General features: G+C 75.2%; 24 protein-coding genes. 9 read left to right on the forward strand and 15 right to left on the reverse strand.

The genetic code is table 11. The annotated features are described in order from the left end of the window. Nucleotides 1-6 precede the first annotated feature (6 nt). The 3 genes from NF338_RS10225 to NF338_RS10235 are packed head-to-tail and all read right to left on the reverse strand — an operon-like array spanning nucleotide 7 to nucleotide 3,436. Nucleotides 7-1,422, reverse strand: a complete 1,416-nt coding sequence (locus tag NF338_RS10225) for a dipeptidase (protein ID WP_264030667.1) — start codon at nucleotides 1,420-1,422, stop codon at nucleotides 7-9. Beyond that, nucleotides 1,419-1,952, reverse strand: coding sequence for a hypothetical protein (locus NF338_RS10230; RefSeq protein ID WP_264030668.1), 534 nt, complete (start codon nucleotides 1,950-1,952; stop codon nucleotides 1,419-1,421). Before NF338_RS10230 ends, NF338_RS10225 begins: the two co-directional genes overlap by 4 nt. Further along, complete coding sequence (locus NF338_RS10235) at nucleotides 1,949-3,436, reverse strand: APC family permease (RefSeq protein WP_264030669.1); 1,488 nt, start codon at nucleotides 3,434-3,436, stop codon at nucleotides 1,949-1,951. The genes NF338_RS10230 and NF338_RS10235 overlap by 4 nt, the downstream gene beginning before the upstream one ends. Nucleotides 3,437-3,644: 208 nt before the next feature. On the opposite strand from NF338_RS10235, the gene NF338_RS10240 reads away from it, so the two are divergent. Beyond that, nucleotides 3,645-4,586 (forward strand): NAD(P)-dependent oxidoreductase, encoded by a 942-nt coding sequence (locus NF338_RS10240; protein ID WP_264030670.1) that lies wholly within the window; start codon nucleotides 3,645-3,647, stop codon nucleotides 4,584-4,586. A gap of 49 nt (nucleotides 4,587-4,635) precedes the next feature. On the opposite strand, the gene mutM is transcribed toward NF338_RS10240, so the two are convergent. The 6 genes from mutM to coaD all read right to left on the reverse strand — a co-directional run bounded on the left by mutM (nucleotide 4,636) and on the right by coaD (nucleotide 8,442). Continuing rightward, nucleotides 4,636-5,589 (reverse strand): bifunctional DNA-formamidopyrimidine glycosylase/DNA-(apurinic or apyrimidinic site) lyase, encoded by a 954-nt coding sequence (gene mutM, locus NF338_RS10245; protein WP_264030671.1) that lies wholly within the window; start codon nucleotides 5,587-5,589, stop codon nucleotides 4,636-4,638. Beyond that, on the reverse strand, nucleotides 5,582-6,346 hold the full coding sequence (gene rnc, locus NF338_RS10250) for a ribonuclease III (RefSeq protein ID WP_264030672.1): 765 nt from the start codon (nucleotides 6,344-6,346) through the stop codon (nucleotides 5,582-5,584). The genes mutM and rnc overlap by 8 nt, the downstream gene beginning before the upstream one ends. A 5-nt stretch (nucleotides 6,347-6,351) precedes the next feature. Continuing rightward, on the reverse strand, nucleotides 6,352-6,546 hold the full coding sequence (gene rpmF / locus NF338_RS10255) for a 50S ribosomal protein L32 (RefSeq protein ID WP_021482203.1): 195 nt from the start codon (nucleotides 6,544-6,546) through the stop codon (nucleotides 6,352-6,354). Nucleotides 6,547-6,548: 2 nt separating this feature from the next. Beyond that, entirely contained in the window at nucleotides 6,549-7,067 is a 519-nt protein-coding gene (locus NF338_RS10260; protein ID WP_412846617.1) for a YceD family protein, read from the reverse strand. A 266-nt stretch (nucleotides 7,068-7,333) separates the two neighbouring features. Continuing rightward, nucleotides 7,334-7,918, reverse strand: a complete 585-nt coding sequence (locus tag NF338_RS10265) for a hypothetical protein (protein WP_318783031.1) — start codon at nucleotides 7,916-7,918, stop codon at nucleotides 7,334-7,336. Between the two features lie 23 nt (nucleotides 7,919-7,941). Next, a complete protein-coding gene (coaD, locus tag NF338_RS10270; RefSeq protein ID WP_264030674.1) occupies nucleotides 7,942-8,442 on the reverse strand; it encodes a pantetheine-phosphate adenylyltransferase in 501 nt (166 codons plus the stop codon). Between the two features lie 87 nt (nucleotides 8,443-8,529). Between coaD and NF338_RS10275 the strand changes: the two genes are divergently transcribed. After that, complete coding sequence (locus NF338_RS10275) at nucleotides 8,530-9,276, forward strand: GNAT family N-acetyltransferase (RefSeq protein WP_264030675.1); 747 nt, start codon at nucleotides 8,530-8,532, stop codon at nucleotides 9,274-9,276. Nucleotides 9,277-9,438: 162 nt separating this feature from the next. Here the strand turns inward: NF338_RS10275 and rsmD are convergent, their stop codons facing one another. The 3 genes from rsmD to NF338_RS10290 form a co-directional block, all read right to left on the reverse strand. After that, entirely contained in the window at nucleotides 9,439-10,071 is a 633-nt protein-coding gene (gene rsmD / locus NF338_RS10280) for a 16S rRNA (guanine(966)-N(2))-methyltransferase RsmD (protein ID WP_264030676.1), read from the reverse strand. A gap of 115 nt (nucleotides 10,072-10,186) precedes the next feature. Beyond that, a complete protein-coding gene (locus tag NF338_RS10285; RefSeq protein WP_264030677.1) occupies nucleotides 10,187-12,436 on the reverse strand; it encodes an ATP-dependent DNA helicase RecG in 2,250 nt (749 codons plus the stop codon). Then, nucleotides 12,433-14,313: a DAK2 domain-containing protein gene (locus NF338_RS10290; RefSeq protein ID WP_264030678.1), complete on the reverse strand. Its 1,881-nt coding sequence runs from the start codon at nucleotides 14,311-14,313 to the stop codon at nucleotides 12,433-12,435. Before NF338_RS10290 ends, NF338_RS10285 begins: the two co-directional genes overlap by 4 nt. A 322-nt stretch (nucleotides 14,314-14,635) precedes the next feature. On the opposite strand from NF338_RS10290, the gene rpmB reads away from it, so the two are divergent. Further along, nucleotides 14,636-14,827 carry a 50S ribosomal protein L28 gene (gene rpmB / locus NF338_RS10295; protein WP_024840757.1) on the forward strand — a complete coding sequence of 64 codons (192 nt, stop codon included), beginning with the start codon at nucleotides 14,636-14,638 and terminating at the stop codon, nucleotides 14,825-14,827. 161 nt (nucleotides 14,828-14,988) lie between these two features. Next, nucleotides 14,989-15,504, forward strand: coding sequence for a GNAT family N-acetyltransferase (locus tag NF338_RS10300; RefSeq protein WP_053371462.1), 516 nt, complete (start codon nucleotides 14,989-14,991; stop codon nucleotides 15,502-15,504). A 9-nt stretch (nucleotides 15,505-15,513) separates the two neighbouring features. Here NF338_RS10300 and NF338_RS10305 read toward each other — a convergent pair whose 3' ends face one another. Continuing rightward, nucleotides 15,514-16,563, reverse strand: coding sequence for a thiamine-phosphate kinase (locus NF338_RS10305; protein WP_264030680.1), 1,050 nt, complete (start codon nucleotides 16,561-16,563; stop codon nucleotides 15,514-15,516). A 64-nt stretch (nucleotides 16,564-16,627) separates the two neighbouring features. Between NF338_RS10305 and NF338_RS10310 the strand changes: the two genes are divergently transcribed. Next, nucleotides 16,628-17,182 carry a DUF3515 domain-containing protein gene (locus NF338_RS10310; RefSeq protein ID WP_264030681.1) on the forward strand — a complete coding sequence of 185 codons (555 nt, stop codon included), beginning with the start codon at nucleotides 16,628-16,630 and terminating at the stop codon, nucleotides 17,180-17,182. Nucleotides 17,183-17,206: 24 nt separating this feature from the next. Here NF338_RS10310 and NF338_RS10315 read toward each other — a convergent pair whose 3' ends face one another. Beyond that, on the reverse strand, nucleotides 17,207-18,376 hold the full coding sequence (locus NF338_RS10315) for a D-alanine--D-alanine ligase family protein (RefSeq protein ID WP_264030682.1): 1,170 nt from the start codon (nucleotides 18,374-18,376) through the stop codon (nucleotides 17,207-17,209). Nucleotides 18,377-18,596: 220 nt separating this feature from the next. Between NF338_RS10315 and NF338_RS10320 the strand changes: the two genes are divergently transcribed. From NF338_RS10320 to NF338_RS10335, 4 genes are all read left to right on the forward strand, one after another. Beyond that, nucleotides 18,597-20,027, forward strand: coding sequence for a hemolysin family protein (locus tag NF338_RS10320; protein ID WP_264030683.1), 1,431 nt, complete (start codon nucleotides 18,597-18,599; stop codon nucleotides 20,025-20,027). Then, nucleotides 20,024-21,055, forward strand: a complete 1,032-nt coding sequence (locus NF338_RS10325; RefSeq protein ID WP_264030684.1) for a hemolysin family protein — start codon at nucleotides 20,024-20,026, stop codon at nucleotides 21,053-21,055. Before NF338_RS10320 ends, NF338_RS10325 begins: the two co-directional genes overlap by 4 nt. 81 nt (nucleotides 21,056-21,136) lie before the next feature. Then, a complete protein-coding gene (locus NF338_RS10330; RefSeq protein ID WP_264030685.1) occupies nucleotides 21,137-22,342 on the forward strand; it encodes an acyl-CoA dehydrogenase family protein in 1,206 nt (401 codons plus the stop codon). 78 nt (nucleotides 22,343-22,420) lie between these two features. Beyond that, nucleotides 22,421-23,572, forward strand: a complete 1,152-nt coding sequence (locus tag NF338_RS10335; RefSeq protein ID WP_264030687.1) for a trans-sulfuration enzyme family protein — start codon at nucleotides 22,421-22,423, stop codon at nucleotides 23,570-23,572. A gap of 16 nt (nucleotides 23,573-23,588) precedes the next feature. On the opposite strand, the gene NF338_RS10340 is transcribed toward NF338_RS10335, so the two are convergent. Beyond that, nucleotides 23,589-23,930: a DUF6191 domain-containing protein gene (locus NF338_RS10340; protein ID WP_264030688.1), complete on the reverse strand. Its 342-nt coding sequence runs from the start codon at nucleotides 23,928-23,930 to the stop codon at nucleotides 23,589-23,591. Nucleotides 23,931-24,091 lie beyond the last annotated feature (161 nt).

Raw genomic sequence — 24,091 nt, forward strand, 5'->3', positions numbered from 1 at the left:
CGCGCGTCAGCCCTCGCCGAGGCGCGCGAGGAACAGCGCCTCGCCGACCGCGAGGTTCTCGATCTCGCTCGGCGCGACCGACTCGTTGGGCGCGTGGATGAGGCACGCGGGCTCCTCGACGCCGAGCAGCACGATCTCCGCGCCCGGGTACTGCCCGGCGAGCACGTTGCACAGCGGGATCGAGCCGCCCTGTCCCGCGGTCACCGTCTCGCGCCCGTACGCGTCCGCGAGCGCCGCCGTGAGCGTGTCGAAGACGTGCCCGCTCGTGCGGGCCGCGAACGGTTGCCCGACGGCGTCGCGCTCCACGCGCACCCGCACCCCCCACGGCGCGTGGGCCTCCAGGTGCGCGACCAGCTTGTCCTGCAGGTCCTGTGCGTCTGAGCCCGGCGGGACGCGCAGGTTGAGGCGTGCCGCGGCGCGGGGCTGGATCGCGGCGGCGGAGCCGACGACGCTCGGCGCGTCGATCCCGAGGATCGTCACCACCGGGCGCGCCCAGAGCCGGTCGGCGACGCTGCCCGTCCCGACGAACCGGACGCCGTCGAGCACGCCCGCGTCGTGGCGGAACTGGTCCTCGTCGTACGCGACGCCGTCCCACGTCCCGTGCCCGACGGCGGCGGGCACGCCGTCGATGGTCGTGTCGCCGTTCTCGTCGCGCAGGCTCGCGAGGATCGCGACGAGGGCCGCGAGCGCGTCGGGGGCGGCGCCGCCGAACATGCCGGAGTGGATCTCGCCCTCGAGCGCCTCGACGTGCACGACGACGTTCGCCGCGCCGCGCAGCGTCACGGTGAGCGTCGGCAGGCCGAGCTCGGCGTTGCCCGTGTCCTGGATGAGCATCGCGTCGGCCGCGAGCGCCCCGGGGTTCGCCTCGACCCACCGGTCGAGGCCGCCCGTCCCCTGCTCCTCCGAGCCCTCGACGACGAGCCGCACGCCGACCGGGTAGTCCTCGCCGCCGAGCGCGCGCAGGGCGCGCAGCGCGGTGAGGTGCGTGACGACGTTCCCCTTGCAGTCGGCGGCCCCGCGCCCGTAGAGCCGGCCGTCGCGCTCGGTGAGCTCGAACGGCGGCGTCGTCCACGCGGCGTCGTCGAGGGGCGGCTGCACGTCGTAGTGCGCGTAGAGGAGCACCGTGGGCGCGCCGTCGGGGCCGGGGCGGTGCCCGAGGACGACCTGCGACCCGTCAGGAGTGACCTCGAGACGCGTGTCGATCCCCTCGGCGCGGAACGCGTCGGCGACCCACCGCGCGGCCCGCTCGCACTCGGCGCGGGGGAAGAGACGCTCGTCGGCGACGGACGGGATGGCGACGAGCGTGCGCAGGTCGTCGAGCGCGCGGGGCACGAGGTCCCGTACGGCGGCGCGCACCTCCTCGACGTGCCCGTCGCCGTGAGTGCCGGTCCGGTCCTCCGGCTGGTCGCTCGGCTGGTTCACGCGTCCTCCTCGGTCGGGGTGCCGTCGGCACCCTCGGTGGCGTCGCTGCCCGGCTCCGTCGTCCGGCCGGGGTCGAGGTCGAGCGAGTCGACGTAGGCGTCGAACTCGTCGAGCTGGTCCGGGCAGTAGACCTCGATGACGAGGCGGTCGCCCTCGAGGCGGCGCTCGTCGAGCACGGACGGGCGCAGACCCGGTCCGGCCGCACCGTTCGCGGCGCCGAGGTTCGCCGTCGCCTCGACGAGCGCCGCGGGGTCGGTGCAGAACCCGCCGCCGTCGTCGCCGAGCACGTCGGCGATCGTCTCCTCGCTGAAGGCCGTGATCCCGATCTCGGCGAAGCGGTCGTGCAGCTCGGCCGCCTTCTGCTCGGCCGCGCGCGCGTCGCGGTTGGACCGCACGTTGTCGAAGACGATCAGCATGACCGCGCCGAGCGCGACCAGGAGCAGCGCGGCGGCGGTGTACGTCACCCACCGCTTGGACGAGGCCAGCTCGGGCTCGTGCACGGGGACGTGGTCGGGGCGCGTCGAGGTCATGCCGCCTCGCCCTCCCCCGCCTCGTCCGCCGCCGCGATGGCCGCGGCCTCGGGGTCTTTCCAGGACGGCTTGCGCAGCAGGTAGAACAGCGCCGGCACGAGCAGGCCGATGATGCCGAGGCCGCCGCCCACGATGAGCACGTACACCCCGACGTTCCCGCTCGAGAACTGGGCGGGCGGCACGAACCCGATGATCATCGCGGCCACCGACGCGCAGAACCCGACGACGCACAGGAGCGTGAGCGCCGGGGCGCGGTAGCCGCGCGGGTGGTCGGGTGCACGACGGCGCAGCCGCACGGCCGCGACGAACAGCAGCAGGTACATGACGAGGTACACCTGCGTCGTGATGACGGACAGGATCCAGTAGGCGCTCGACACGTCCGGGATGAACGCGTAGAGGAGCGCGATCCCGGTCGTGATGACGCCCTGCGTGACGAGGATGTTCTGCTGCACGCCGTGCTTGTTGAGGCGCTGGAGGAACGGCGGCAGGTAGCCCTCCTCGCGCGCGACGGTGAGCAGGCCCTTGGACGGCCCGGCGAGCCACGTGAGCATCCCCCCGAGGGACGCCGCGATGAGCATGAGGCCGAGGATCGGCGTCAGCCAGCTCACGCCGAAGTTGGCGAAGAACGCGTCGAACGCCTGCATGACGCCCGCGGTGAGGCTGAGCTGGTCGGCCGGGATGACCCAGCTGATGGCGACGGCCGGGAGGATGAAGATGAGGAGCACGAGCCCGATCGCGAGGAACATCGACCGCGGGAACTCCGTCGAGGGCTTGCGCAGGCTCGTGACGTGCACCGCGTTCATCTCCATACCCGCGTAGGACAGGAAGTTGTTGACGATGAGCACGAGCGACGCGAGCCCCGTCCAGGCGGGCAGCAGGTGCTGCGCGTCCATGGGCGCGGCCGACGGGTTGCCCTGGCCGAGGAACACGATGCCGAGCACGACGAGGATCGCGGCCGGGATGAGCGTGCCGATGATGAGGCCCCAGCTCGACAGCCCGGCGACCGTCTTGGTGCCCTGCGAGGAGAGCCACACGCCCGTCCAGAAGAGCACGACGATGACGATCGCCACGTACAGCCCGTTGCTCGCGAGGCTCGGGTTGATGACGTACGCGAACGTGCTCGCGACGTACCCGAGCAGGCTCGGGTAGTAGAAGATCGTCATCGCGAACTGGCACCAGATCGCGAGGAAGCCGAGCGGCTTGGACACGCCGTCGGCGACCCACCGGTACACCCCGCCCGACCAGCCGGACGCGAGCTCGGCAGACACGAGCGACGTCGGCAGGAGGAACACGAGCGCGGGCACGACGTAGAGGAACACGGCCGCCAGGCCGTAGACCGCCATCGTCGGGGCCGCCCGCAGGCTCGCGACCGACGACGTGATCATGAACGCGAGCGTGAGCCACGTGATGTAGTTCTTCGGCGTCCGTGCCGTGATCGCCGCGCGCACCTCAGCGTGCGTCGGCGCGCCCGTGGACGAGCCCATCCCCACCCCCGAAGCCGTGACCCCGCGGGGCCGACCGGGACGGCGCGCGGAGGGCGCGTCGTCGGAACACCGCGAACATATCGCCGGGAGCGACGTCGCGCCTGCGGAAGCGCAGGTGGGAGGCCCGAGCGGGCGGTGATACGTTCGCGAGGCGGCCCGTCCCGCACCGGGCAGGCCGCGACCTCGACGGACCACCCCGGGAGCAGCGTTGAAGATCCTCGTGCCCAGCACCATCGCCCTCGACGTGCACGCCGGGCCGGGCGACGCCGTCGTCCGCTACGACGCCGCCGCGCCGTTCCGTCCCGAGGACGTCGACGCCGAGGTCCTCGTGACGTGGGCGAACACCCCCGCGAACCTCGCGGACGCCGCCGCGCGGCTCGCGCGCCTGCGCTGGGTCCAGACGCTCGCGGCGGGCCCGGACGCGGTGCTGGCCGCCGGGTTCGGGCCCGGGGTGACGGTCACGTCGGGCCGGTCGCTGCACGACGGCCCCGTCGCCGAGCACGCGCTCGCCCTCGTCCTCGCGGCGGTGCGGCGGCTCGACGTCCTCAGGGCGGCGCAGCGCGAGCGCCGCTGGGACACCGCCGTGAACCGGGCGCAGGCGGACCCTGCGACCGCCGGGTGGTACACGCTCGACGGCGCGCGCGTGACGGTCTGGGGGTTCGGCTCGATCGCGGCGCGGCTCGCCCCGCTGCTCGCCGCCCTGGGCGCCGACGTGACCGGCGTCGCGAGCGCGCGCGGCGAACGCCACGGGTTCCCCGTCGTGACCGACGACGACCTGCCGGACGTCCTCGCGACGACCGACGTCCTCGTCTCCCTGCTGCCCGCCCTCGACACGACGCGGCACGCGTTCGACGCAGCCCGGATCGACCAGCTCCCCGACCACGCGGTCTTCGTCAACGTCGGCCGCGGCGCCACGGTCGACGAAGACGCGCTCGTCGCGGCGCTGCGCGACGGCCGCCTCGGCGGCGCCGCGCTCGACGTCACGGCGACCGAGCCCCTGCCGGAGACGTCACCCCTGTGGGACGCGCCCCGCCTGATCCTCACCCCGCACGTCGCGGGCAACCGCCCGCAGCGCGCGTCGGACCTGGTCAACGCCAACCTCGACGCGCTCCGCGCGGGCCGTGAGCTCCGCAACGTCGTCGCTCGCTGACCCTGCGACGACGGCGAGACGAACGGAGAGCCGTCGGCGGACGGACGACCTACCAGCGGCCGTTGCGGGGGCGCGGCTGGCAGCGCGGGCACGTGTAGGACGAGCGGTTCATGAACTCGTCGCGGCGCACCGGCGTGCCGCAGCGCGGGCACGGCTCGCCCTCCTGCCCGTACACCGCGAGCGACCGCGAGAAGTAGCCGGATTGCCCGTTGACGTTGACGTAGAGTGCGTCGAAGCTCGTGCCGCCCTGCGCGAGCGCCTCCGTCATCACCTCGGCGGCGGCGTCGAGCAGGCGGTGCGCCTCCGGGCGGCGCAGCGTGTCCGTGGCACGCGCGAAGTGCAGGCGGGCGCGCCACAGCGCCTCGTCGGCGTAGATGTTGCCCACCCCGGAGACGACCGTCTGGTCGAGCAGCGCGCGCTTCACGCCGGTCCGACGACGGCGGATCGCGTCCACGACGTCGTCGCGCCGCAGCGCGGGGTCGAGGAGGTCGCGACCGATGTGCGCGACCGGGCCGGGCACCGCGGCGAGGTCGGAGCCGAGGCCGCCGGGGGCGCCGTCGGGCGTGGGCACGAGGTCCTGGACGGACAGGTGCCCGAACGTGCGCTGGTCGACGAAGTCGAGCGCGAGCGCGCCCGCCGGGCCGGCGCCGTCGGGCTCGAGCACGAGGCGCACCCGCAGGTGCGGCGACCGCTCCCCGAGGCCCGGCCCCGAGCGCACCAGGAGCTGGCCCGACATCCCGAGATGGGCCAGCAGCGCGGCCGCGGGGCCGTCGTCGGGCCCACCCGTCGGCCCGCCCCGCACGAGCGGGAGCCAGAGGAACTTGCCGCGGCGCACGGCGGCGTCGAGCCGCTGGCCGAGGAGCTGGTCCCGGAAGTCGGCCGGGCCGCCGTCGTGGCGCCGCACGCTGTAGTCGCGGAGCACCTCGACGTCGACGACCCGTGAGCCCAGCACGTGACGGTCGAGACCGTCGCGGACGGTCTCGACCTCGGGCAGCTCAGGCACCGGCGTCCTCGGCCGCCTCCGCCGTCGCCGACGCCCTCGCGCGCTCGTCGGACGGCTGCGGCTCCGCCCGCTCGGTCGCCAGGGCACGGTAGGCGCGCTCGGCGGCCTCCTGCTCGGCGTACTTCTTCGCGGTGCCGCTGCCGGTCCCGTAGAGCCGGCCGTCGAGGTGCACGTACGAGGTGAAGACGCGCGCGTGGTCCGGCCCGACGGCGTCGCTCGAGTAGGAGGGCGCGCTCAGCCCCGCGGCCGCGGCCGCCTCCTGGAGCGACGTCTTCCAGTCGAGCCCGGCGCCGAGCCCCGCGGCGGCCGCCAGCGTCGGCTCCACGAGCCGGAGCACGAGGCCCCGTGCGGGCTCGAGCCCGTGGCTCAGGTAGACCGCGCCGATGATCGCCTCGACCGTGTCCGACAGGATCGAGTCCTTGTCGTTGCCGCGCGTGCGGATCTCGCCCTTGCCGAGCAGCACGTACTGCCCCAGGCCGAGCCGGCGCGCGATCGCGGCGAGCGACTTCTGCGACACGGTCGCGGCCCGCATCTTGGCGAGCTCGCCCTCCGACAGGTCGGGGTGGCGGCGGTAGAGGGTCTCCGTGACGACGAGGCCCAGGACGGTGTCACCGAGGAACTCGAGACGCTCGTTCGTGGGGATGCCGCCGTTCTCGTGCGCGAACGACCGGTGCGTGAGCGCAAGCACGAGAAGCTCGGGGTCCAGATGGACCCCGAGCTTCTCGAGAAGACCGGATGCCGGTGCAGCCGGTGCCACGCGCCTCAGCCTGCGTGCTCGGTGCGCAGCGCCTCGGCGTACTGGCGGCCCTTGTAGGTACCGCACGTCGGGCACGCCGCGTGCGACAGCTTGTCGCCCTTGCACTGCGGGCAGGTGGTGAGGTTCGCGGCGGTCGTCTTCCACTGCGAACGACGCGCACGGGTGTTGCTGCGCGACATCTTGCGCTTCGGAACAGCCACGGCTAGCTCTCTTTCGTCTCGTCGGACACGTTCGAGGTGTCGAACATGCTCTCCAGCGCCGACCAACGAGGGTCGGCAAGTTCGTGCGTGTGCCCCGGGTCGTCCGCCAGACGCGCCCCGCACTCGGAGCACAGCCCCGGGCAGTCCGCTCGGCACACCGGACTGAATGGTAGTGCAGTGACGACCGAATCCCGTAGCGCGGGCTCGATGTCCGCGAGGTCGCCGTCGAGGTCGTAGACGTCCTCGGCGTCCTCCAGGTCGTCGCCCGACTCCTGTGCGGCCTTCGCGCGCTCGGGGTAGGCGAAGAGCTCCCCGAGCTCGACCGTGACGTCCTCGTGGACCGTGTCGAGGCAGCGCACGCACTCCCCGACCGCGCGGCCCGTCACCGTCCCGGAGACCAGCACGCCCTCCATCACGGCCTCGAGGCGCAGGTCGAGCTCGAGCTCGCTGCCCTCGGGGATGCCGATGACCGCGGTACCGAGGTCGGCGGGCGCGGGGACGGTCGCGACGACCGTCCGCATGCTCCCGGGTCGCCGACCGAGCTCGTGCGTGTCGAGCACGAGCGGCGACGTCTTCTCGGCGGTGATGGCGCGCTCCAAGATCGGAGGCCGCGGGCGTGGGGGCCCGCGGACGGATGGTCAACGATGGTCGGGGGCCGACGGCCGCTCGACGGCGACTGCCAGGCACAGGCCGACGCGTGATGCGTCGAGCCAAAGGTCGATCTTACGTCACGTGACGGCTCGACCGCCACCTGCCGCGGCGTGCCGCTCCCGGACCGGTGCGGGCGTCAGCGGCCGGCCCGGTCGCCTGAGCGCTCGCGCATCGTCGCCGGGAACGGCGACTCCTCCGGCTCGCCGACACGGCCGCCGAGGCGGTCCGCGAGCTTCGCCCGCCCGCCCTGGACCTGCGCGAGCAGCTTGCCGAGGTCGACCTCGAAGTCCGCGAGCCTGCGGTCGCAGTAGTCGTCGGCGTCGCGCCGGAGGACCGCCGCGGCCTCGTCGGCCTCGTCGACGATCTCCCGGGCCCGCGACTCCGCCTGGACCACGACCTGCTCCGCCTGCACGAGCTCGATCGCCCGCGCCCGCGCCGTCGTGAGGATCTCCTCCGCCTGCCGGTGCGCGTCCTCGAGCACCGCGTCCGCCTGGGCGAGCACCTCGTCCGCGTGCGCGAGCTGCTCGGGCAGCGCGCCGCGCAGCTCGTCCAGGAGCGCGACCGCGTCGCCCTTGTGCACCAGCACCGACGACGACATGGGCATGGCGCGCGCCGTCTCCACGAGGTGCGTCAGGTCGTCGAGGATCGCGTTCAACCCGACCTGCGCCTCCTCCGTCGCGCGGTCCTCGTGCGGCACCCGCCGGTCCTGCTGCTCGCTCACGTACCCGGTCCTTCCCGTCGTGCTCACCTGCTGCTCCCCTGCACCCGTGCCAGCGCCGCACGGACGGCGTCGCCCACCCCCGGCGGGACGAGGTCGTCCACCGGCCCCCCGTACCGCGCGATGTCCTTCACGAGCGACGACGCGACGTGCAGGAGCGCGGCGTCGCCCGCGACGAACACGGTCTCGACGCCGGCCAGGTGCCGGTTCATGAGCGCCATCGGCAGCTCCGCGTCGAAGTCCGCGCCACCGCGCAGTCCCTTGACCACGGCGCCCGCCCCGATCTCGCGGCAGAAGTCCACCAGGAGCCCCGGCACGACCTCGACGCGCACCCCGTCCAGCCCGGCGTCGTCGACGGCCGCGCGGGCGAGCGCGACGCGCTCGTCGACGCTCAGCAGCGCCGACTTCGACGCGTTCCGTGCGACGCCGACGACGACCTCGTCGAAGAGCGCGCGGGCACGTCGGACGATGTCGAGGTGGCCCAGGGTGATCGGGTCGAACGACCCGGGACAGACGGCTGTGGTCACCTCGTCACGGTAGTACACGGCGTCGCGCGGACGGCGGCGGCACGGCCGGGCGGGCGCGGATCTCCGTCGCGCGCGACGATGGTCGGCGTGACCGCCCCGGAGGAACCCGTCGTCGTCGTCCCGCTCACCACGCCCGAGCTGGTGCGCTCGCTCCACCGCGAAGTGCTCGCGCCGTCGTTCCCGCCCGCCGAGCTCGTGGACGTCGGCGAGCTCCTCGACGACCACGCGACCGGGCGCCTGCGCAGCCTCGGCGTGGTGGAGGACGGGCGCGTCGTCGCCGGCGTCGTCGGCGAGTGGTTCCCCGACGCGCGCGTCCTCCTCGTCCTCTACCTCGCGATCGCGCCCGGCCGGCGCGGCGGCGGGGTCGGCGGCCGGCTCGTCGCCGCGGCGCTCGCCGACTGGCGCGCGCTCGACCCGCTCCTCGTCGTCGGGGAGGTCGAGCACCCGGCGCACCACGCCGGCAGCGAGGCGCACGGCGACCCCGTCGCCCGGCTGCGGTTCTACGCGCGCCTCGGCGCGCGCGTCCTGGCGCTCCCCTACTTCCAGCCCGGCGACGGCCCCGGCGGCGAGCGCGTCCCGGCGCTCCTCCTCGTGTCGTTCCCGCTGGGCCCGGGCACGCCCGACGACGTCCCGGCAGCACCCCTGCGTGCCTTCCTCGCGGAGAACCTCCGCGCGAGCGAGGGCACGCTGGCCGACGACGCCGCGACCCACCGCCTGCTCGACGCCGCGTCCGGGGACCGCGTCGCGCTCGTCGACCCGGCCGACCCCGCAGCTCTCGCGACCGTCCCCGTCGGCCTCCTCTCCCCCGACGAGACCTCCGCCCCCGTGGCCTGACGGCAGCGTCTGCCGGGGTCGCCACCGGCCCACCGAGGGAGGACTCGAGCCTGCGAAGTTCGCCCACCGAGCATGCGGTTGCTGCCCGTTCCGCGGCGGGGACGAGCGACGACCGCCTGCTCGGCCTGAGGGGCGAGATCCTCCGGCGGGCGGCGCGTGGGGCTACGTCTCGTCGGGGAGCTCGGGGCCGACGAAGTACACCGTCGTCTCGCCGTAGTCCTTGCGCGCGACGACCTCCCAGCCCGACGGCCAGGTCGGCTCGGGGGTGCGGGTCGACCGCTCGACGACGACGACGGCGGCCGGGTCGAGGACGCCGGGCACCGCGAGGTGGGCGAGGACGCGCTCGAGGGCCTCTGCGGTGACGTCGTACGGCGGGTCGACGAGCACGAGGTGGTACGGGCCGCGAGACGCGCGGCCAGTCGGCGTCCCGTCCGCCCCGCCGACCGCCGCCCGCTGCGCCGCGTCCGCGGCCACGCCGGCGACGAACGTCTCGGCGGGTTGCGCGACGACGTGCACGTTCGACAGGCCGAGGGTCGCGACGTTGCGCCGGGCGACGTCGGCGGCGACCCGGGCCGAGTCGACGAGCGTCACGTCGGCGGCACCGCGGCTCGCGGCCTCCAGGCCGAGCGCGCCCGAGCCCGCGTAGAGGTCGAGGACGTGCGCGTCGTCGACGACTCCGAGGTGCTCGAGCCGGGAGAAGATCGCCTCGCGGACGCGCTCGCTCGTCGGCCGCGTCCCGCGGGGCGGGACCTGCAGGGTGCGCCCACCGACTGTTCCCGCCACGATCCTCGTCACGCGCCCACCCTACGCACGGGTCGCGGCGCGCGACGCACGGGGCACCTCCGTCGCGACGCGCCCGACCGCGGCGCGACCGGACCGCGACCCGGGCGGAGGCGGCCGCCCTCCCCCGTCACGCTCGTTCGAGGAACTCCTCGCGCTCGGGGTCGAGCTGGTCGCGGATCGCGTCGGCGAGCGTCGGGTGGTCGGCCAGGTCGGGGTCCTCCGCGACGACGGCGGCCGCGTCGGTGCGCGCGGTCGCGATGACGTCGGCGTCCTTGACGACGCGCAGGAGCCGCAGGGAGCTCGCACGCCCCGACTGCGCGGCGCCGAGGACGTCCCCCTCGCTGCGCAGCTCGAGGTCGACGGTCGCGAGCTCGAACCCGTCGGTGGTACGCGCGAGGGTCTCGACGCGGGTCGCGGCGTGCGTGCCGGGCTGCGCGGTCGAGACGAGCAGGCACAGCCCCGCCGCGGAGCCGCGGCCGACGCGCCCGCGGAGCTGGTGGAGCTGGGAGATGCCGAACCGGTCCGCGTCGAGCACGACCATCGCCGTCGCCTCGGGGACGTCGACCCCGACCTCGACGACGGTCGTCGAGACGAGGACCTGGACGGCGCCGGACGCGAAGTCGGCCATCACGGCGTCCTTGTCCGCCGGCGCCATCTGCCCGTGCAGCACCCCGACCTCGAGCCCCGCGAGGCGCGGGTGGCCGCGCAGCTCCTCGGCCACCTCGAGCACGGCCCGCAGGGGCGCGCGTTCCGGGGCGTCGGGGTCGACGAGGAAGTCGGGCACCTCGTCGAAGTCGTCGGTCCCCTTGGGCGGCCCGTCCGCGTCCGGCTCGTCCGGATGGATGCGCGCGCACACCACGTACGCGCGGTGCCCGGCGTCGACCTCCTCGCGCACGCGCGCCCAGGTGCGCTCCATCCAGGCCTCGTTGCCGGCGGGCACGACGTGGGTCGTGATGCCCGCGCGCCCGGCCGGGATCTCGGTGAGCGACGACGTCTCGAGATCGCCGAACACGGTCATCGCGACCGTGCGCGGGATCGGGGTGGCCGTCATAACGAGGAGGTGCGGGGCCGTCCGCGCCTTGGCCCGCAGGGCGTCGCGCTGCTCGACCCCGAACCGGTGCTGCTCGTCCACGACGACGAGGCCGAGGTCGGCGAACTGCACGTTCTCGGACAGCAGCGCGTGCGTGCCGACGACGATCCCCGCCGCCCCGCTCGCAGCGTCCAGCAGGGCCTCCTTGCGGGCGGCGGCGCCGAGCGACCCCGTGAGGAGCGCCACACGCGTCCCGTGCTCGGCGCCCCCGAGGAACCCGCCGTCCGCGAGCGGCCCGAGCAGCGCGCGCAGGGTGCGCGCGTGCTGCGCGGCGAGCACCTCGGTCGGGGCCAGGAGCGCCGCCTGCCCGCCGGCGTCGATCACCTGGAGCATGGCGCGCAGCGCGACGACCGTCTTCCCGGAGCCCACCTCCCCCTGCAGGAGCCGCTGCATGGGCCGCGCGAGCGCGAGGTCCGCCGCGATCTCCGCGCCGACCTCACGCTGGCCCGTCGTCAGCGTGAACGGGAGGGCGGCGTCGAAGTCGGCGAGGATGCTCGGCTCCCCCGGTCCGCGGGGAGGGCGGGCCGTCGCCGGCTCGGCCGCGGCGCGGGCGCGGCGCTGGGCGAGCGCCGCCTGCAGGACGAACGCCTCCTCGTACCGCAGCCGGTCGCGGCCCCGCCGCCACTGCTTCTCGTCGTAGGGCTCGTGCACGTCGCGCAACGCCTCGAGCCGCGTCCCGAGCCCGTGCCGCTCGCGGACGGCGTCCGGCAGCGGGTCCGGGACGTCCTCCTCGCGCAGCGGGTCGAGCACCGTGCGCACCGCGGGCTGGATCTTCCAGCTCGGGATGCTCGCGCTCGCGGGGTAGATGGGGATGGGCCGGCTCGCCTCGAGCACGGCACTCTCCGCGTCCTCGGCGTCGTCGTCGACCCCGATGATCTTGTAGTCGGGGTGCGTGAGCTGCCGCGTGCCGCGGTACAGCCCGACCACCCCCGTGAAGAGCCCGTGCCGCCCCGGGGCGAGCCGCTGCTCGTGGTAGCGCAGGACGTTCGGGCTCTTGGCGAAGAACGTGAGCGAGAGCTGCTGCGGGCCGTCGGTCACGACCGCCTCGAGGATCGCGCCCGCTCGGTTGCGCATGCGCCGGACGGTCGCGCTGCGGACCTGCGCGACGATCGTCACGTGCTCGCCGAGAGCGAGGCCCCCGAGGTCCGTGAGGCGCCCCGGGTCCCCGTAGCGTCGGGGGTAGTGGCGCAGGAGGTCCCCGACGGTCTCGAGGCCCAGCTTCGCCAGCGGGCCCGCGCTGCGCGTGCCGACCGCGCGGGTCAGCGGCTCGGACAGGCGGTCGCTCATCGCTCGGCCTCCACGGTGTCCTCCCTGTCGTCGCCCTCGGCCTCCGGCCCCTCGACGGCGACCGTGACCACACCGCCGTCGCGCCCCGAGCGCAGGAGCACGACCTCGGCGCCGCCCTCGGTCGCGTGCGCCACGAGCGCGTCGAGGGCCACGGCGGGCACGTCGTCGTCGGCGAGCACCGTGACGAGCGCGCCGAGGGGCGCCAGGAGCGGTCGGAGCAGGTCCGTCAGCCGTTGCACCAGCTCCGACGCGGGCACCCCCGTGGCGCCGAGACGGGCCCACCGGACGGCGGCGAGCGCCGAGCGGGCCGCGTCGAGCCGCTGCGCGGCAGCGGGCTCCACGAGCTGGGCGGCGGCGAGCGCAACCGCGACGTGCACGTCGGTCGACGCGGGCAGCACCTCGAGCGTCTCGACCCCGTCGTCGCGCAGGGTCGCGCGCAGGGCTGCGACGTCGTCCTCGGCGAGGTCCGCACCGGGCAGGAGCGCGACGTGCGTCGCGCGGGCGTCGACCGCGACACGGCGCAGGGCGGACAGGTCGATCGGGCCGGGGCCCTCCCGCAGCAGCACGACGGCGCCCGCCCGGGCGAGGTCCGCGACGAGCCCGGGCGCCGCCGTCACCGCGACCAGCCCCGGGCCGCCCGCCTCGGCGTCGTGCGCCCCGTCGGCAGCGGTGTCCAGGACGTGGGCTTGCTCGTGGCGCCCCGGGAGGTGCCGGACCCGCACCTGGCGCAGCACCGTGTCGTCCCCCGCCGTGGGCGTCGGGTCCTCCTCGCGGTCGTCCCGCGCGGACCGCACCGTCGCGAGCGCGGCACGCCCGACGGCGACCGCGGCCATCGGGTCGTCGGTGTGGACGTGCGCCTGCCAGAGGCCCGAGCCGTGGTCCCCTGGACCGCCCACCACGACGACGGAGTCGCCGATCCGCGCGAGCTCCGCACGCAGGGGCTCGGCGGGGTCCGCGACGGGCCCGCCCGCGGGGTGCGCCGAGCCGCCCACCGGGACGTCGACCACGTACATCACCTCGAACTCGCCCCCCTCGTGGTCGGCCTCCGGTCCGGCGCCCGCCGCCCCGGGCGAGCCCGGCACCGGCACCATGCCGGCCATCATGCCGAGCACCTCCGACACGCCCGGCCCCGCGTGCCGGGCGTCGTCGTTCCCGCCGAGCACACCGACCGGGACGGTGCCGGCGGCCGCGGCGTCGTCCCCCGGCGCGGGCCCCGGGGCGCGGGCGTCGAGCGCCGAGACGAGCGCGCCGAGGACGAGCACCAGGCCGAGCGCTCCGGCGTCCAGGACCTGCGCCCGGGCGAGCACGTCGAGCTCGCCGGTGCTGCGCAGCGCCGCGGCCCGCGCCCCGTCCCTGGCCGCGGCCGCGACGACCGCGGGCGAGGAGGCGCCGGGACCCTCCGACGCGGCCCCGGCCGCGCGGGCGGCGGCGTCGGCCGCCGTGAGGATCGTGCCGGGCGCGGGGCGGGCCACCGCTCCGCGGGCGGTGCGGGCGGCGTGGTCGAGGCCGGTCGCGAGCGCGGCACCGGTCACGGTCCGGTGCTCGGCGAGCGCGAGCGCGAGCCCGCGGAGGTACTCGCTGAGGATGACGCCCGAGTTGCCGCGCGCGCCGACGAGGGCGCCTCGGGCCAGGCGCACGAGCAGGTCGCCGGCGCCGCCCGCCGTTCCCTCGTCGGCCGCTCCCGCCGCGTCGCCGGCAGGCAGCGCGCGGACCGCGTCGAGGAGCGTGAGGTACATGTTGGTGCCCGTGTCCGCGTCCGCGACGGGGAAGACGTTCACGCGGTCGAGCGACTCGCGCGCGGCGGCGAGCGCGCGGACGCCACCGTGGCCCCACGCGACGACGGCGGCGGCGTCGACCACGTCGGCTCCGGGGCTCACGTCGGTCCGGCTCCTCGCGCTCGGGGGGCGACCGGGCCGGTCGGCCGGGCGGTCGGACGGCACCGCGGGCCGTCGGGACCACGGTAGTCAACCGCGCGCGCCGCCGGGGCGCGCGGTGGGCCGCACCGGCCACCCGAGGGTGTGACGAGCGCCCGGTTTGAGCTCGGGCCCCCGGATCGGCTACCCTGACGAGGTTGCCCGGGTGCTTCGCGCGCCCTCGACACCGTCGAGGAGCCGCCGAGGAACACCGGGCGAGACACCCTACAGACCATTCAGGACGTCGCCGCTGCGTGCGCGACGTGCACGACGATCAGGAGAAACCGTGGCTGCCAACTGCGACGTCTGCGGCAAGGGCCCGGGCTTCGGGCACAGCATCTCGCACTCCCACATCCGGACGAAGCGCCGCTGGAACCCGAACATCCAGCGCGTGCGCGCCGTGGTCGCGGGGACGCCCAAGCGTCTCAACGTGTGCACCTCCTGCCTCAAGGCCGGGAAGGTCACCCGTCCCGCCTGAGCATCGCGAGACCGTGACGAGAGCGTCTGCCGGATCCGGCAGGCGCTCTCGTCGTCTCTGCACGTCGGACCGGGGACCGCCGGTCGCCGAGATGCGGAGATCTCCTGAAGATCGGGACAAACCGGTTTGGCGGATCCGGGCCACGGTGGCAGTCTTTGTGCATGGTGACGGAACTGAGCGAGGTAACCATCCGCCCGGCCGCTCCCGCGGACGCGAGCGCCATCGCAGCCGTGCACATCGCGTCCTGGAGGGGCGCGTACGCCGGCATCGTGCCCGACGAGTACCTGGCCTCGCTCGACCACGACCAGCGCGAGCAGCACTGGGTCCAGAGCCTCGCGACCCCCGGCGCCCGCACGTGGCTCGCCGACGCCGACGGGCGCACGATCGGCTTCGCCACCCTCGGTCCCAGCCGCGACGAGGACGCCGAGCCGGGCGACCTCGAGATCTTCGCCATCTACCTGGACCCCGAGTCCTGGGGGCGCGGCGTCGCGCGCGACCTCATGCGCACCATGCTCGGCGAGGTGCGTCCCGGCACGACCGTCACGCTCTGGGTCCTCGAGGACGCGGAGCGCGCGCGCCGCTTCTACCGTCGCCACGGCTTCACGCCGGACGGCGTCGAGCGCCGGGACGACATCGGCGGCAAGGACCTCACCGCCGTCCGCTACCGCCGGGGCTGACCGCCGCGCTCAGGCACGGAAGTGGTCCCACCCGGTCGCGCGGCGCGCCACGCGGCCGTCGACCCGGACACCCGGATCGTCACACCACGCGCGTCGGACCGTGCCGATCGCCCGGAACGCTCCGGGCAGGTCGGCGCCCGCGGGGAACGTCGCGAGCAGCGCGTGGTCCTCGCCTCCCGACAGCACCCAACCCTCGGCGCGGTCGCCGGCGTCCGCCCCGGCGTCGGCGACCGTCGCGGCGTCGCCGTCCGTTGCTCCGGCACCGACCCCGCTCGCTCCGTCGACCGCGGCCGCGGCCGCGCGCAGCCGGTCGCGGTCCGCGCCCAGAGCGGCGAGCGCGAGGTCCACGACGACGCCGCTCGCCCGCGCCATCCGGCCCGCGTCCCGCAGCAGCCCGTCGGACACGTCCATCATCGCGGTCGCGCCGGCGTCGGCGGCCACGGGCCCCGCGGCGAGCGGAGGGTTGGGACGCAGGTGCGCGACGACGAGCGCGTCGTCGAGGTCCGCCCGGTCGGCGTCGAGCAGCGCGAGACCCGCCGCGGACCGGCCCAGGCTCCCCGCGAGGGCGACGACGTCGCCTTCGCGGGCGCCGGAGCGCAGCACCGGCTCGCGGCCCTCGAGGTCGCCGTGGACGGTGACCGCGACGACGACCTGGTCCCCTCCTGAGAGGTCCCCGCCGACGACCGCGGCACCGAGGGGCGTGCACGCGTCGGCGAGCCCTCGCGCGAGGCCGGTGACCCAGTCGACGGGCAGGTCGCCGGGCATGACGAGCGAGACGACGAGCGCCGCAGGGCGCGCGCCCATCGACACCACGTCGGCGAGGTTCTGCACCGCGGCCCGCCACCCGACGTCGTACCCGGACGACCAGCGCCGGCGGAAGTGCCGGTCCTCGACGAGGACGTCGGTCGACACGACGTAGCGGCCGTCCGGCGCCGCGACGACGGCGCAGTCGTCCCCCGGCCCGACGAGGGTGGTCGGCGCGGTGGGCAGCAGGGGGAAGATCCGGGCGAGGAGCGCCTCCTCGGGCACGTCGCGGACCAGCAGGGGCGTCTCGCTCACGCCGCCACCCTAGTCGCCGCCCGGGCGGTCACGGGCACCCTCCGCGGGCCGCTACGGTGGTCGCGTGCTCGACGCCGTCCCTCCCGCCTCGCCGTCCACCCGCCCCGGTCCGTCCCGGCCCCGCCGGTCGCCCCTCCTGGCCCGGGCCTTCGCCGTGCCGGCGCTCCTCGGCGTCGTCGCGGCGACCGCCGCGTGCGCACCGAGCATCGGCGTCCCGGTGGCGGACGACGCCCAGAACCCGCTGTGCGCGGACGTCGTGCTCGCGCTGCCGGAGACCCTCGGCGAGGACCTGGCGAAGGTCGGCACGACGAGCCAGGCCACCGCGGCCTGGGGCGAGCCGGGTGCCGCGGTGACGCTGCGGTGCGGCGTCGAGGTGCCCGGACCGACGACGACGACGTGCCAGAGCGTCGAGTCCGACGGCGGCACCGTGGACTGGCTCGTCGTCGAGGACGAGGGCACCTGGACGTTCACCACCTACGGGCGCGACCCCGCGGTGCAGGTCGTCGTGCCGCCGGCCGTGACCGAGGACCACTCCACGTCGTTCATCGCGGACCTGGGCCGTGCGGTCATGGAGGTCCCGCAGACGCGCGCGTGCGTCGGAACGGGCGACGTGGGCTGAGCCCGGCGGGTCGTCGCGGAGGGGTCAGCGCAGGCCGGTGGGCCGCTCGAGCGCGAGCGCGACGAGCTCGTCGATGAGCTCGGGGTAGCTCAGCCCCGACTTCTCCCACATGCGCGGGTACATCGAGAACGGCGTGAAGCCGGGCATCGTGTTGATCTCGTTGACGACGACCTGCTCGTCGGGCGTGACGAAGACGTCGACTCGCGAGAGACCCTCCGCGCCGACCGCCTCGAACGTCCGGATCGCGATCTCGCGCACGCGCTCCACGAGGTGCTCGGGCAGGTCGGCGGGGCACGACAGCTCGACTCCGGCCTCGTCGAGGTACTTGGCCTCGAAGTCGTAGAAGTCGTGCGCCTCGCCCGTGACGACGATCTCGCCGGGCAGCGACGCGCGCGGGCGCGCACCGCCGCGGCCCCCGAGGACGGCGCACTCGATCTCGCGGCCGACGACGCCCGCCTCGACGATCACCTTGGGATCGTGCTCCTGCGCGGCGGCGACGGCGGCGGGCAGGTCCGCGAGGTCGTCGACCTTGGAGATGCCGAGGCTCGACCCGGCGCGCGCGGGCTTGACGAACACGGGCAGGCCGAGGGCCGCCACCGTCTGCGTCCACGCCTCGGGGTCGCGCTCGAACGCGCCCGGGCGGATCACCGTGTACGGGGAGACGGGCAGCCCCTCGCCGGCGAGCACGAGCTTCATGAAGTGCTTGTCCATGCCGACGGCGGAGGCCAGGACGCCCGCGCCGACGTAGCGGACGTCGGCGAGCTCGAGCATCCCCTGGAGCGTGCCGTCCTCGCCGTACGGGCCGTGCAGCAGCGGGAAGACGACGTCCACCTCGCCGAGCACGCGCGGGACGTCGCCCGGGGTGAGGACGCGCAGGTCCCGGCGCCCGGTCGACAGCGGCAGGATGACCTCCTCGCCGGTCGGCTCGACCTGCGGCAGACGCCCCTCCGTGATCTCCCAGCGCGCGGGCTCGTCGGCCGCGAGGACCCACTCCCCCGTCGGCGTGATCCCGACGGGGATCACGTCGTAGCGCGACCGGTCGATCGCGCGCAGGACTCCCGCGGCGGTCGCGGCGGAGATGGCGTGCTCGCCCGAGCGGCCGCCGAACAGCACGAGGACGCGGGGCTTGCGGGGCGCGCCGGTGGGGTGCTCGTCGGTGGACGGCACGGACCGGTCGGGGCTCTGGCTGGACATCGCGGACGACCCTACCGGACGCCTGCTCGCGCGCCCGACGCGCACAGGTCCGTCGACCCGGGAACGATCCGGGGACGTCCTGCGTTGGGGTTGCCGTGGAAGACACGACTCTCGAGGCCCCCGCGGCCGACGACCCCGACCATAGTCCCGGCCGCACCGGCCCCGGCAGCGAGCGGACGCGCGAACGCGTCCCCGACGACCGGAGGGCGGTGCGGGCACGATGACGACCTTCCTCTCCCTCCTGCTCGGTCTCCTCGTGGTTCTCGCGATCACGGCGGCGACGGCCTACTTCGTCGCCCAGGAGTTCGCCTACATGACCGTCGACCGCTCCCGCCTGGGGGCCAAGGCGGAGGCCGGCGACGAGTCGGCCCGGCGCGCGCTCGCCGTCACCCGGCGCACCTCCTTCGTCCTGTCCGGGGCCCAGCTCGGGATCACCGTGACGGGCCTGCTCGTCGGCTACGTGGCCGAGCCCCTGATCGGTGAGTCGCTGGGCACGATGCTCGGCGGCGTCGGCGTCCCCACGGGCGTCGGCGTGGCGGTGGGCACCGTCGTCGCTCTCGTGCTGTCGACGATCATCCAGATGCTCTTCGGCGAGCTGTTCCCCAAGAACCTCGCCATCGCGCGGCCCGAGCCGCTCGCGAAGAGCCTGGCGCGCTCCACGACCGCCTACCTCACGGTGTTCGGCTGGCTCATCGCGGTGTTCGACAAGGCGTCCAACGCCCTGCTGCGCCTGCTGAAGATCGAGCCCGTGCACGACGTCGACAACACCGCGACCGCGCGCGACCTCGAGCACATCGTGGCCGACTCGCGCGAGAGCGGGGACCTGCCCGACGAGCTGTCCGTGCTGCTCGACCGCATCCTCGACTTTCCCCAGCGGGACGTCGAGCACGCGATGATCCCGCGCTCGCGCGTCGGGACGGTCCGCCCCGAGGCGACCGTCGCCGAGGTCCGCGAGCTCATGGCCCGCGCCCACACCCGCTACCCCGTGGTCGACGAGACGGACCAGCCGCTCGGCGTCGTCCAGCTCGCCGACGTCCTGGCGACCGACCTGCCCGACGGCGCGCCCGTCACCGATCTCATGCGTCCGGCCGTCGTGCTGCCGACGACCATGACGCTGCCCGACGCGCTCGGGCAGCTCAACTCCACGCGCAACCAGCTCGCGTGCGTCATCGACGAGTACGGCGGCTTCACCGGCGTGCTCACGGTCGAGGACCTCGCCGAGGAGCTCGTGGGCGAGATCACCGACGAGCACGACCCGGAGCAGCCCGTCACGGTCACGGCCGAGGACGACGGCGTGTGGGTCATGGGCGGCGACGTCCACGTCGACGAGGCGGAGCGCGCCCTCGGGCACGACCTGCCGCGCGGCGACCACGAGACGGTCTCCGGCCTCCTCATCGCGCAGCACGGCGCCCTGCCCCGCGCGGGCGACACGATCGAGGTCCCGCTGCCGGACGACCCGGCCGACCTCGTCCACGACGAGCCCGTGCGCCGCACGCTCGTCGTCGACGTCCTGTCGGTCGAGCGGCACGTGCCGCGCCTCGTGCGCGTCCGGCTCGTCGAGCAGCGGGGCGACGCCCCCGCCGCCGACGAGACGGACGAGAGCGCCCGACCGACCACACGCCCGGCGACCGCTGCGGAGGAGTCCCGATGAGCAACCCCTGGGTCGTCGTCGTGGCGACCGTCGCGATCATCGCGCTCAGCGCGTTCTTCGTCGCCGTGGAGTTCGCGCTCCTCGGCGCCAAGCGGCACCGGCTCGAGGACGCCGCTCCCACGAGCCGAGCGGCGCGCGCCGCGCTGCGCAGCTCGAACGAGCTCACGCTCCTCATGGCGGGTGCGCAGCTCGGCATCACGGCGTGCACGCTCGCACTCGGCGCCATCACCAAGCCGGCCGTGCACCACTGGCTCACGCCCGTCTTCGAGACGTGGGGCGCGCCCTTGTGGGCCGCCGACGTCGCGGGCTTCGTGCTCGCGCTCGTCGTCGTGACGTTCCTGCACCTCGTCATCGGCGAGATGGCGCCCAAGTCGTGGGCGATCGCCCACCCGGAGCGCTCGGCCACCCTGCTGGCGCTGCCGATGCGCGGGTTCATGTGGGCGTTCCGCCCGCTGCTGCGCTGGCTCAACGCGCTCGCGAACCGCTGCGTGCGCGCCGTGGGCGTCGAGCCGGTCGAGAACGTCGAGGGCGGCGGGCAGGACGCCGCGACCCTGCGACACCTCGTCGAGCACTCGGCGAACGTCGGCGCGCTCGAGGCGTCGTACCGCGCGCAGATCTCGGGCGTCATCGAGCTCGAGACCCTCACGGTCGACGCGCTCGTGCCGGCCGAGGGCCGCCCGACGTCGGTCCCCGCGACGGCCACGGCCGCAGACGTGCGTGCGGCGTCCGCCCGGTCGGGGCACCTGCGCATCCTCGTCCAGAACGGGAGCGTCGTGCCGAAGGTCGTGCACGTGCGCGACACGCTCCTGGAGCCCGACGACCGGCCCGCCGGGGAGCTCGCCCGCCCGGGGTTCGTGCTCGCGTCGGGGACGACGGTCCACGCCGCGCTCGCGCGCATGCGCGAGTCGAGCGAGCAGCTCGCGATCGTCATGGACGGCGAGCGGTTCGTCGGCGTCGTGACGCTCGCCGACGTGCTGCGCCGCATCCTGCCGTCGCCGGAGGAGCCGACGCCGGTGCTCGTCGGCTGACCGGCCCGGCGTACGGTGGAGGGGCCCCGGCGACGCGCGTCGCCGGGGCCTCTCGCCGTCCGCCCCGACCGAAGGCAGGCCATGCCCACGCCCGTCGCCCCGTCGTCCTCCCCCTCCTCCTTCGCGCCGCCGTTCCCCGAACCCCGCACCCTCCTCACCGACGACCTGCTCGAGGCCGTCCGCGGCCGCGCGGCGGGCTACGACCGCGACAACGCCTTCTTCGACGAGGACCTGGCCGCCCTGACCGAGGCCGGGTACCTGCGCGCGCTCGTGCCCGTGTCGTTCGGCGGCGCCGGGCTCGGCCTGCGCGAGGTCGCGCACGAGCAGGCGCGGCTCGCGGGCGCGGCGCCCGCGACGGCCCTCGCGGTGAACATGCACCACGTGTGCACCGGGGTCGCGCGATACCTGCACGAGCGCGGGGACGCCTCGCTCGACTGGCTGCTCGAGGAGGCCGGTCGCGGCGAGGTGTTCGGCTTCGGGTACTCCGAGGGCGGCAACGACCTGGTCCTGCTCGGGTCCCGCACCGAGGCGCGACCGGACGGCACGGGCGGCTACACGTTCCACGGCCGCAAGATCTTCACGTCCAACTCGCCCGCGTGGACGCGCCTCGGCGTCCTCGGGCTCGACACGGTGTCCGACGACGCCCCGCGCCTCGTGCACGCGTTCGTCCCCCGGGACTCCGGGGTCGAGGTGCTCGACGACTGGGACACGATGGGCATGCGCGCGTCGCAGTCCCGATCGACGGTGCTGGACGGCGCGCACGCGCCCGCCGACCGCGTCGTGCGGCGGCTCGCGCCCGGGCCCACGCTCGACCCGCTCGTCGTCGGGATCTTCACGACGTTCGAGACCCTCCTCGCGTCCGTCTACACCGGGATCGCGGGGCGCGCGCTCGAACTCGGGGTCGCCGCGGCGCGCCGCCGCACGTCGATGAAGAACGACGGCGCGTCGCTCGCGCAGGACCCGGACATCCGCTGGCGCCTCGCGGACGCCGCGCTCGCGCTCGACGCAGTCTGGCCGCAGATCGACACCGTCGCGGGCGAGCTCGACGCGCTCGTCGACCGCGGCGCCGGCTGGTTCCGCGCGACCGCGGGGCTCAAGGTGCGCGCCACGGAGACGGCGAAGACGGTCGTCGACCAGATGGTGCGCGTCGCGGGCGGGTCCAGCTACTTCGCCGGCAACGAGCTCGGCCGCCTCTACCGCGACGTGCTCGCCGGGATCTTCCACCCGTCCGACGACGAGTCCGCGCACTCGACGGTCGCGCAGTCCCTGCTGGGCCCGCTCGACTGAGCCTCGCGGTTCTCCGCCGACGTGTCGGGAGGTGATCGCCCGGGGCATGCGTCGTGCGACCGGGCGTACGCTGCCGCCATGAACGACCCGCACGGCCCCGCCGCCCTCTCCCCCGCGACCGTCGTCGTCGCCGCGGGGCGCCCCGAGCGGACGCAGGGCGCGCCCGTGAACCCGCCGATCGTGCTCTCGTCGACCTACGTGTCGCAGGGCGTACAGCAGCCCGGTGAGCTCCTGTACACGCGCATGGACACCGAGACGTGGCATCCGTTCGAGGAGGCGCTCGCCGCGCTCGAGGGGGGCGAGCACCCGGGCGTGGCCTTCGGGTCCGGGATGGCGGCGATCGCGGCGGTCCTCTCGCTCGTGCCCGCCGGCGGCAAGGTCGTGCTCCCCCGGCACGCGTACCAGGTGACGCTCGGCTTCGCCGACGACCTCGCGGCGCGCGCGGGGGTCGAGGTCGTCCGGGTCGACGTCGCGGACACCGACCAGGTCGTCGCCGCGCTCGACGGCGCCTCGCTCCTGCTCGTCGAGTCCCCGACGAACCCCATGCTCGAGGTCGCCGACCTCCCCGTCCTGCTCGCGGCCGCTCGTGACCGCGGCGTCCTCAGCGCCGTGGACAACACGTTCGCGACCCCGCTCGGGCAGCAGCCGCTCGCGCACGGCGCGGACGTCGTCGTGCACTCGGTGACGAAGTACCTCGCCGGGCACTCGGACGTCGTCCTCGGCGCCGCCGTCGCGCGCACCGCCGAGCTCACCGCGACGCTGCGCTCCTACCGGACGCTCCACGGGTCGATCCCGGGTCCGTTCGAGGTGTGGCTCGCGCTGCGCGGCCTGCGCACCCTCGCGCTGCGCGTCGAGCGCGCCCAGGCGAACGCCGCCGAGCTGGCGCGGCGCCTCGCCGACCACCCCGACGTCGTCGAGGTGCGCCACCCGGGCCTGCCCACGGACCCCGGGCACGAGCGCGCGTCGCGACTCATGACCGGGTACGGCTCGATCCTCGGCGTCCGACCTCGTGGCGGGGCCGCGGGCGCGGACGCCGTCGTCGGTGCCGTGCGCCTGTGGGTGCCCGCGACCAGCCTCGGCGGCGTGGAGTCGAGCCTGGAGCGTCGCCGCCGGTTCGCGACCGAGTCCCGCACGGTCCCCGAGGACCTGCTGCGTCTCTCCGTGGGGATCGAGGACGTCGAGGACCTCTGGCAGGACCTGGACCGGGCGCTGCGCGCACCCGCCGGCTGAGATCGTCCGAGGTGCGCTACCGCGCGTCGGTGTCCGGACGCTCGGGACCGGCCGTGCCCGCCGGCACGTAGAAGACGCCGTCGTCGAGGTCGACGTCGAACGGGCGCCCCTCCGCGGGGCGCTGCACGATGTCGAGGCGCTGACGCTCCTTCTCCTCCGTCACGTGCGTGCGGCTGGGCTGGAAGATCTCGACGATCTCGCCGAACATGCCCGATGACGCGCTCTCCCCCGCGCCCGCGTCGCGCCGGGCGCGCGCCTCGGCGCCAGAGGTGAAGCGGATGATCCCGACGACGACAAGCACCGCGAGCACGATCGCGACGAGAACTCCCACCGCGTCTGCGCCGATCCCCTGCAGCATCCTTCGAGCCTAGCGTCGCCCACCTCGACGGCCCACGAACGACCAGGAACCCGTCCGCGCGCGATCTGCGAGGCGACGACGACGCCGAGAACGTCTCGAGACGCCGCCGTGACCCGACCGGAACCGGACCGTGCTCTGCCCGCCGCGCGAACGTGACCTGC

Origin of the sequence: Cellulosimicrobium sp. SH8 (assembly GCF_025818875.1) — a bacterium.
Classification (GTDB): Bacteria; Actinomycetota; Actinomycetes; order Actinomycetales; family Cellulomonadaceae; genus Cellulosimicrobium; species Cellulosimicrobium cellulans_D.

What these genes read in the sequence shown, in the direction of transcription:
- NF338_RS10230 (WP_264030668.1), bottom strand. Translation starts at nt 1,952, where the DNA reads ATGACCTCGACGCGCCCCGACCACGTCCCCGTGCACGAGCCCGAGCTG.
- NF338_RS10235 (WP_264030669.1), bottom strand. Translation starts at nt 3,436, where the DNA reads ATGGGCTCGTCCACGGGCGCGCCGACGCACGCTGAGGTGCGCGCGGCG.
- NF338_RS10260 (WP_412846617.1), bottom strand. Translation starts at nt 7,067, where the DNA reads ATGCGGACGGTCGTCGCGACCGTCCCCGCGCCCGCCGACCTCGGTACC.
- NF338_RS10285 (WP_264030677.1), bottom strand. Translation starts at nt 12,436, where the DNA reads ATGAGCGACCGCCTGTCCGAGCCGCTGACCCGCGCGGTCGGCACGCGC.
- NF338_RS10300 (WP_053371462.1), top strand. Translation starts at nt 14,989, where the DNA reads ATGGTGACGGAACTGAGCGAGGTAACCATCCGCCCGGCCGCTCCCGCG.
- NF338_RS10315 (WP_264030682.1), bottom strand. Translation starts at nt 18,376, where the DNA reads ATGTCCAGCCAGAGCCCCGACCGGTCCGTGCCGTCCACCGACGAGCAC.
- NF338_RS10320 (WP_264030683.1), top strand. Translation starts at nt 18,597, where the DNA reads ATGACGACCTTCCTCTCCCTCCTGCTCGGTCTCCTCGTGGTTCTCGCG.
- NF338_RS10325 (WP_264030684.1), top strand. Translation starts at nt 20,024, where the DNA reads ATGAGCAACCCCTGGGTCGTCGTCGTGGCGACCGTCGCGATCATCGCG.
- NF338_RS10330 (WP_264030685.1), top strand. Translation starts at nt 21,137, where the DNA reads ATGCCCACGCCCGTCGCCCCGTCGTCCTCCCCCTCCTCCTTCGCGCCG.
- NF338_RS10335 (WP_264030687.1), top strand. Translation starts at nt 22,421, where the DNA reads ATGAACGACCCGCACGGCCCCGCCGCCCTCTCCCCCGCGACCGTCGTC.
- NF338_RS10340 (WP_264030688.1), bottom strand. Translation starts at nt 23,930, where the DNA reads ATGCTGCAGGGGATCGGCGCAGACGCGGTGGGAGTTCTCGTCGCGATC.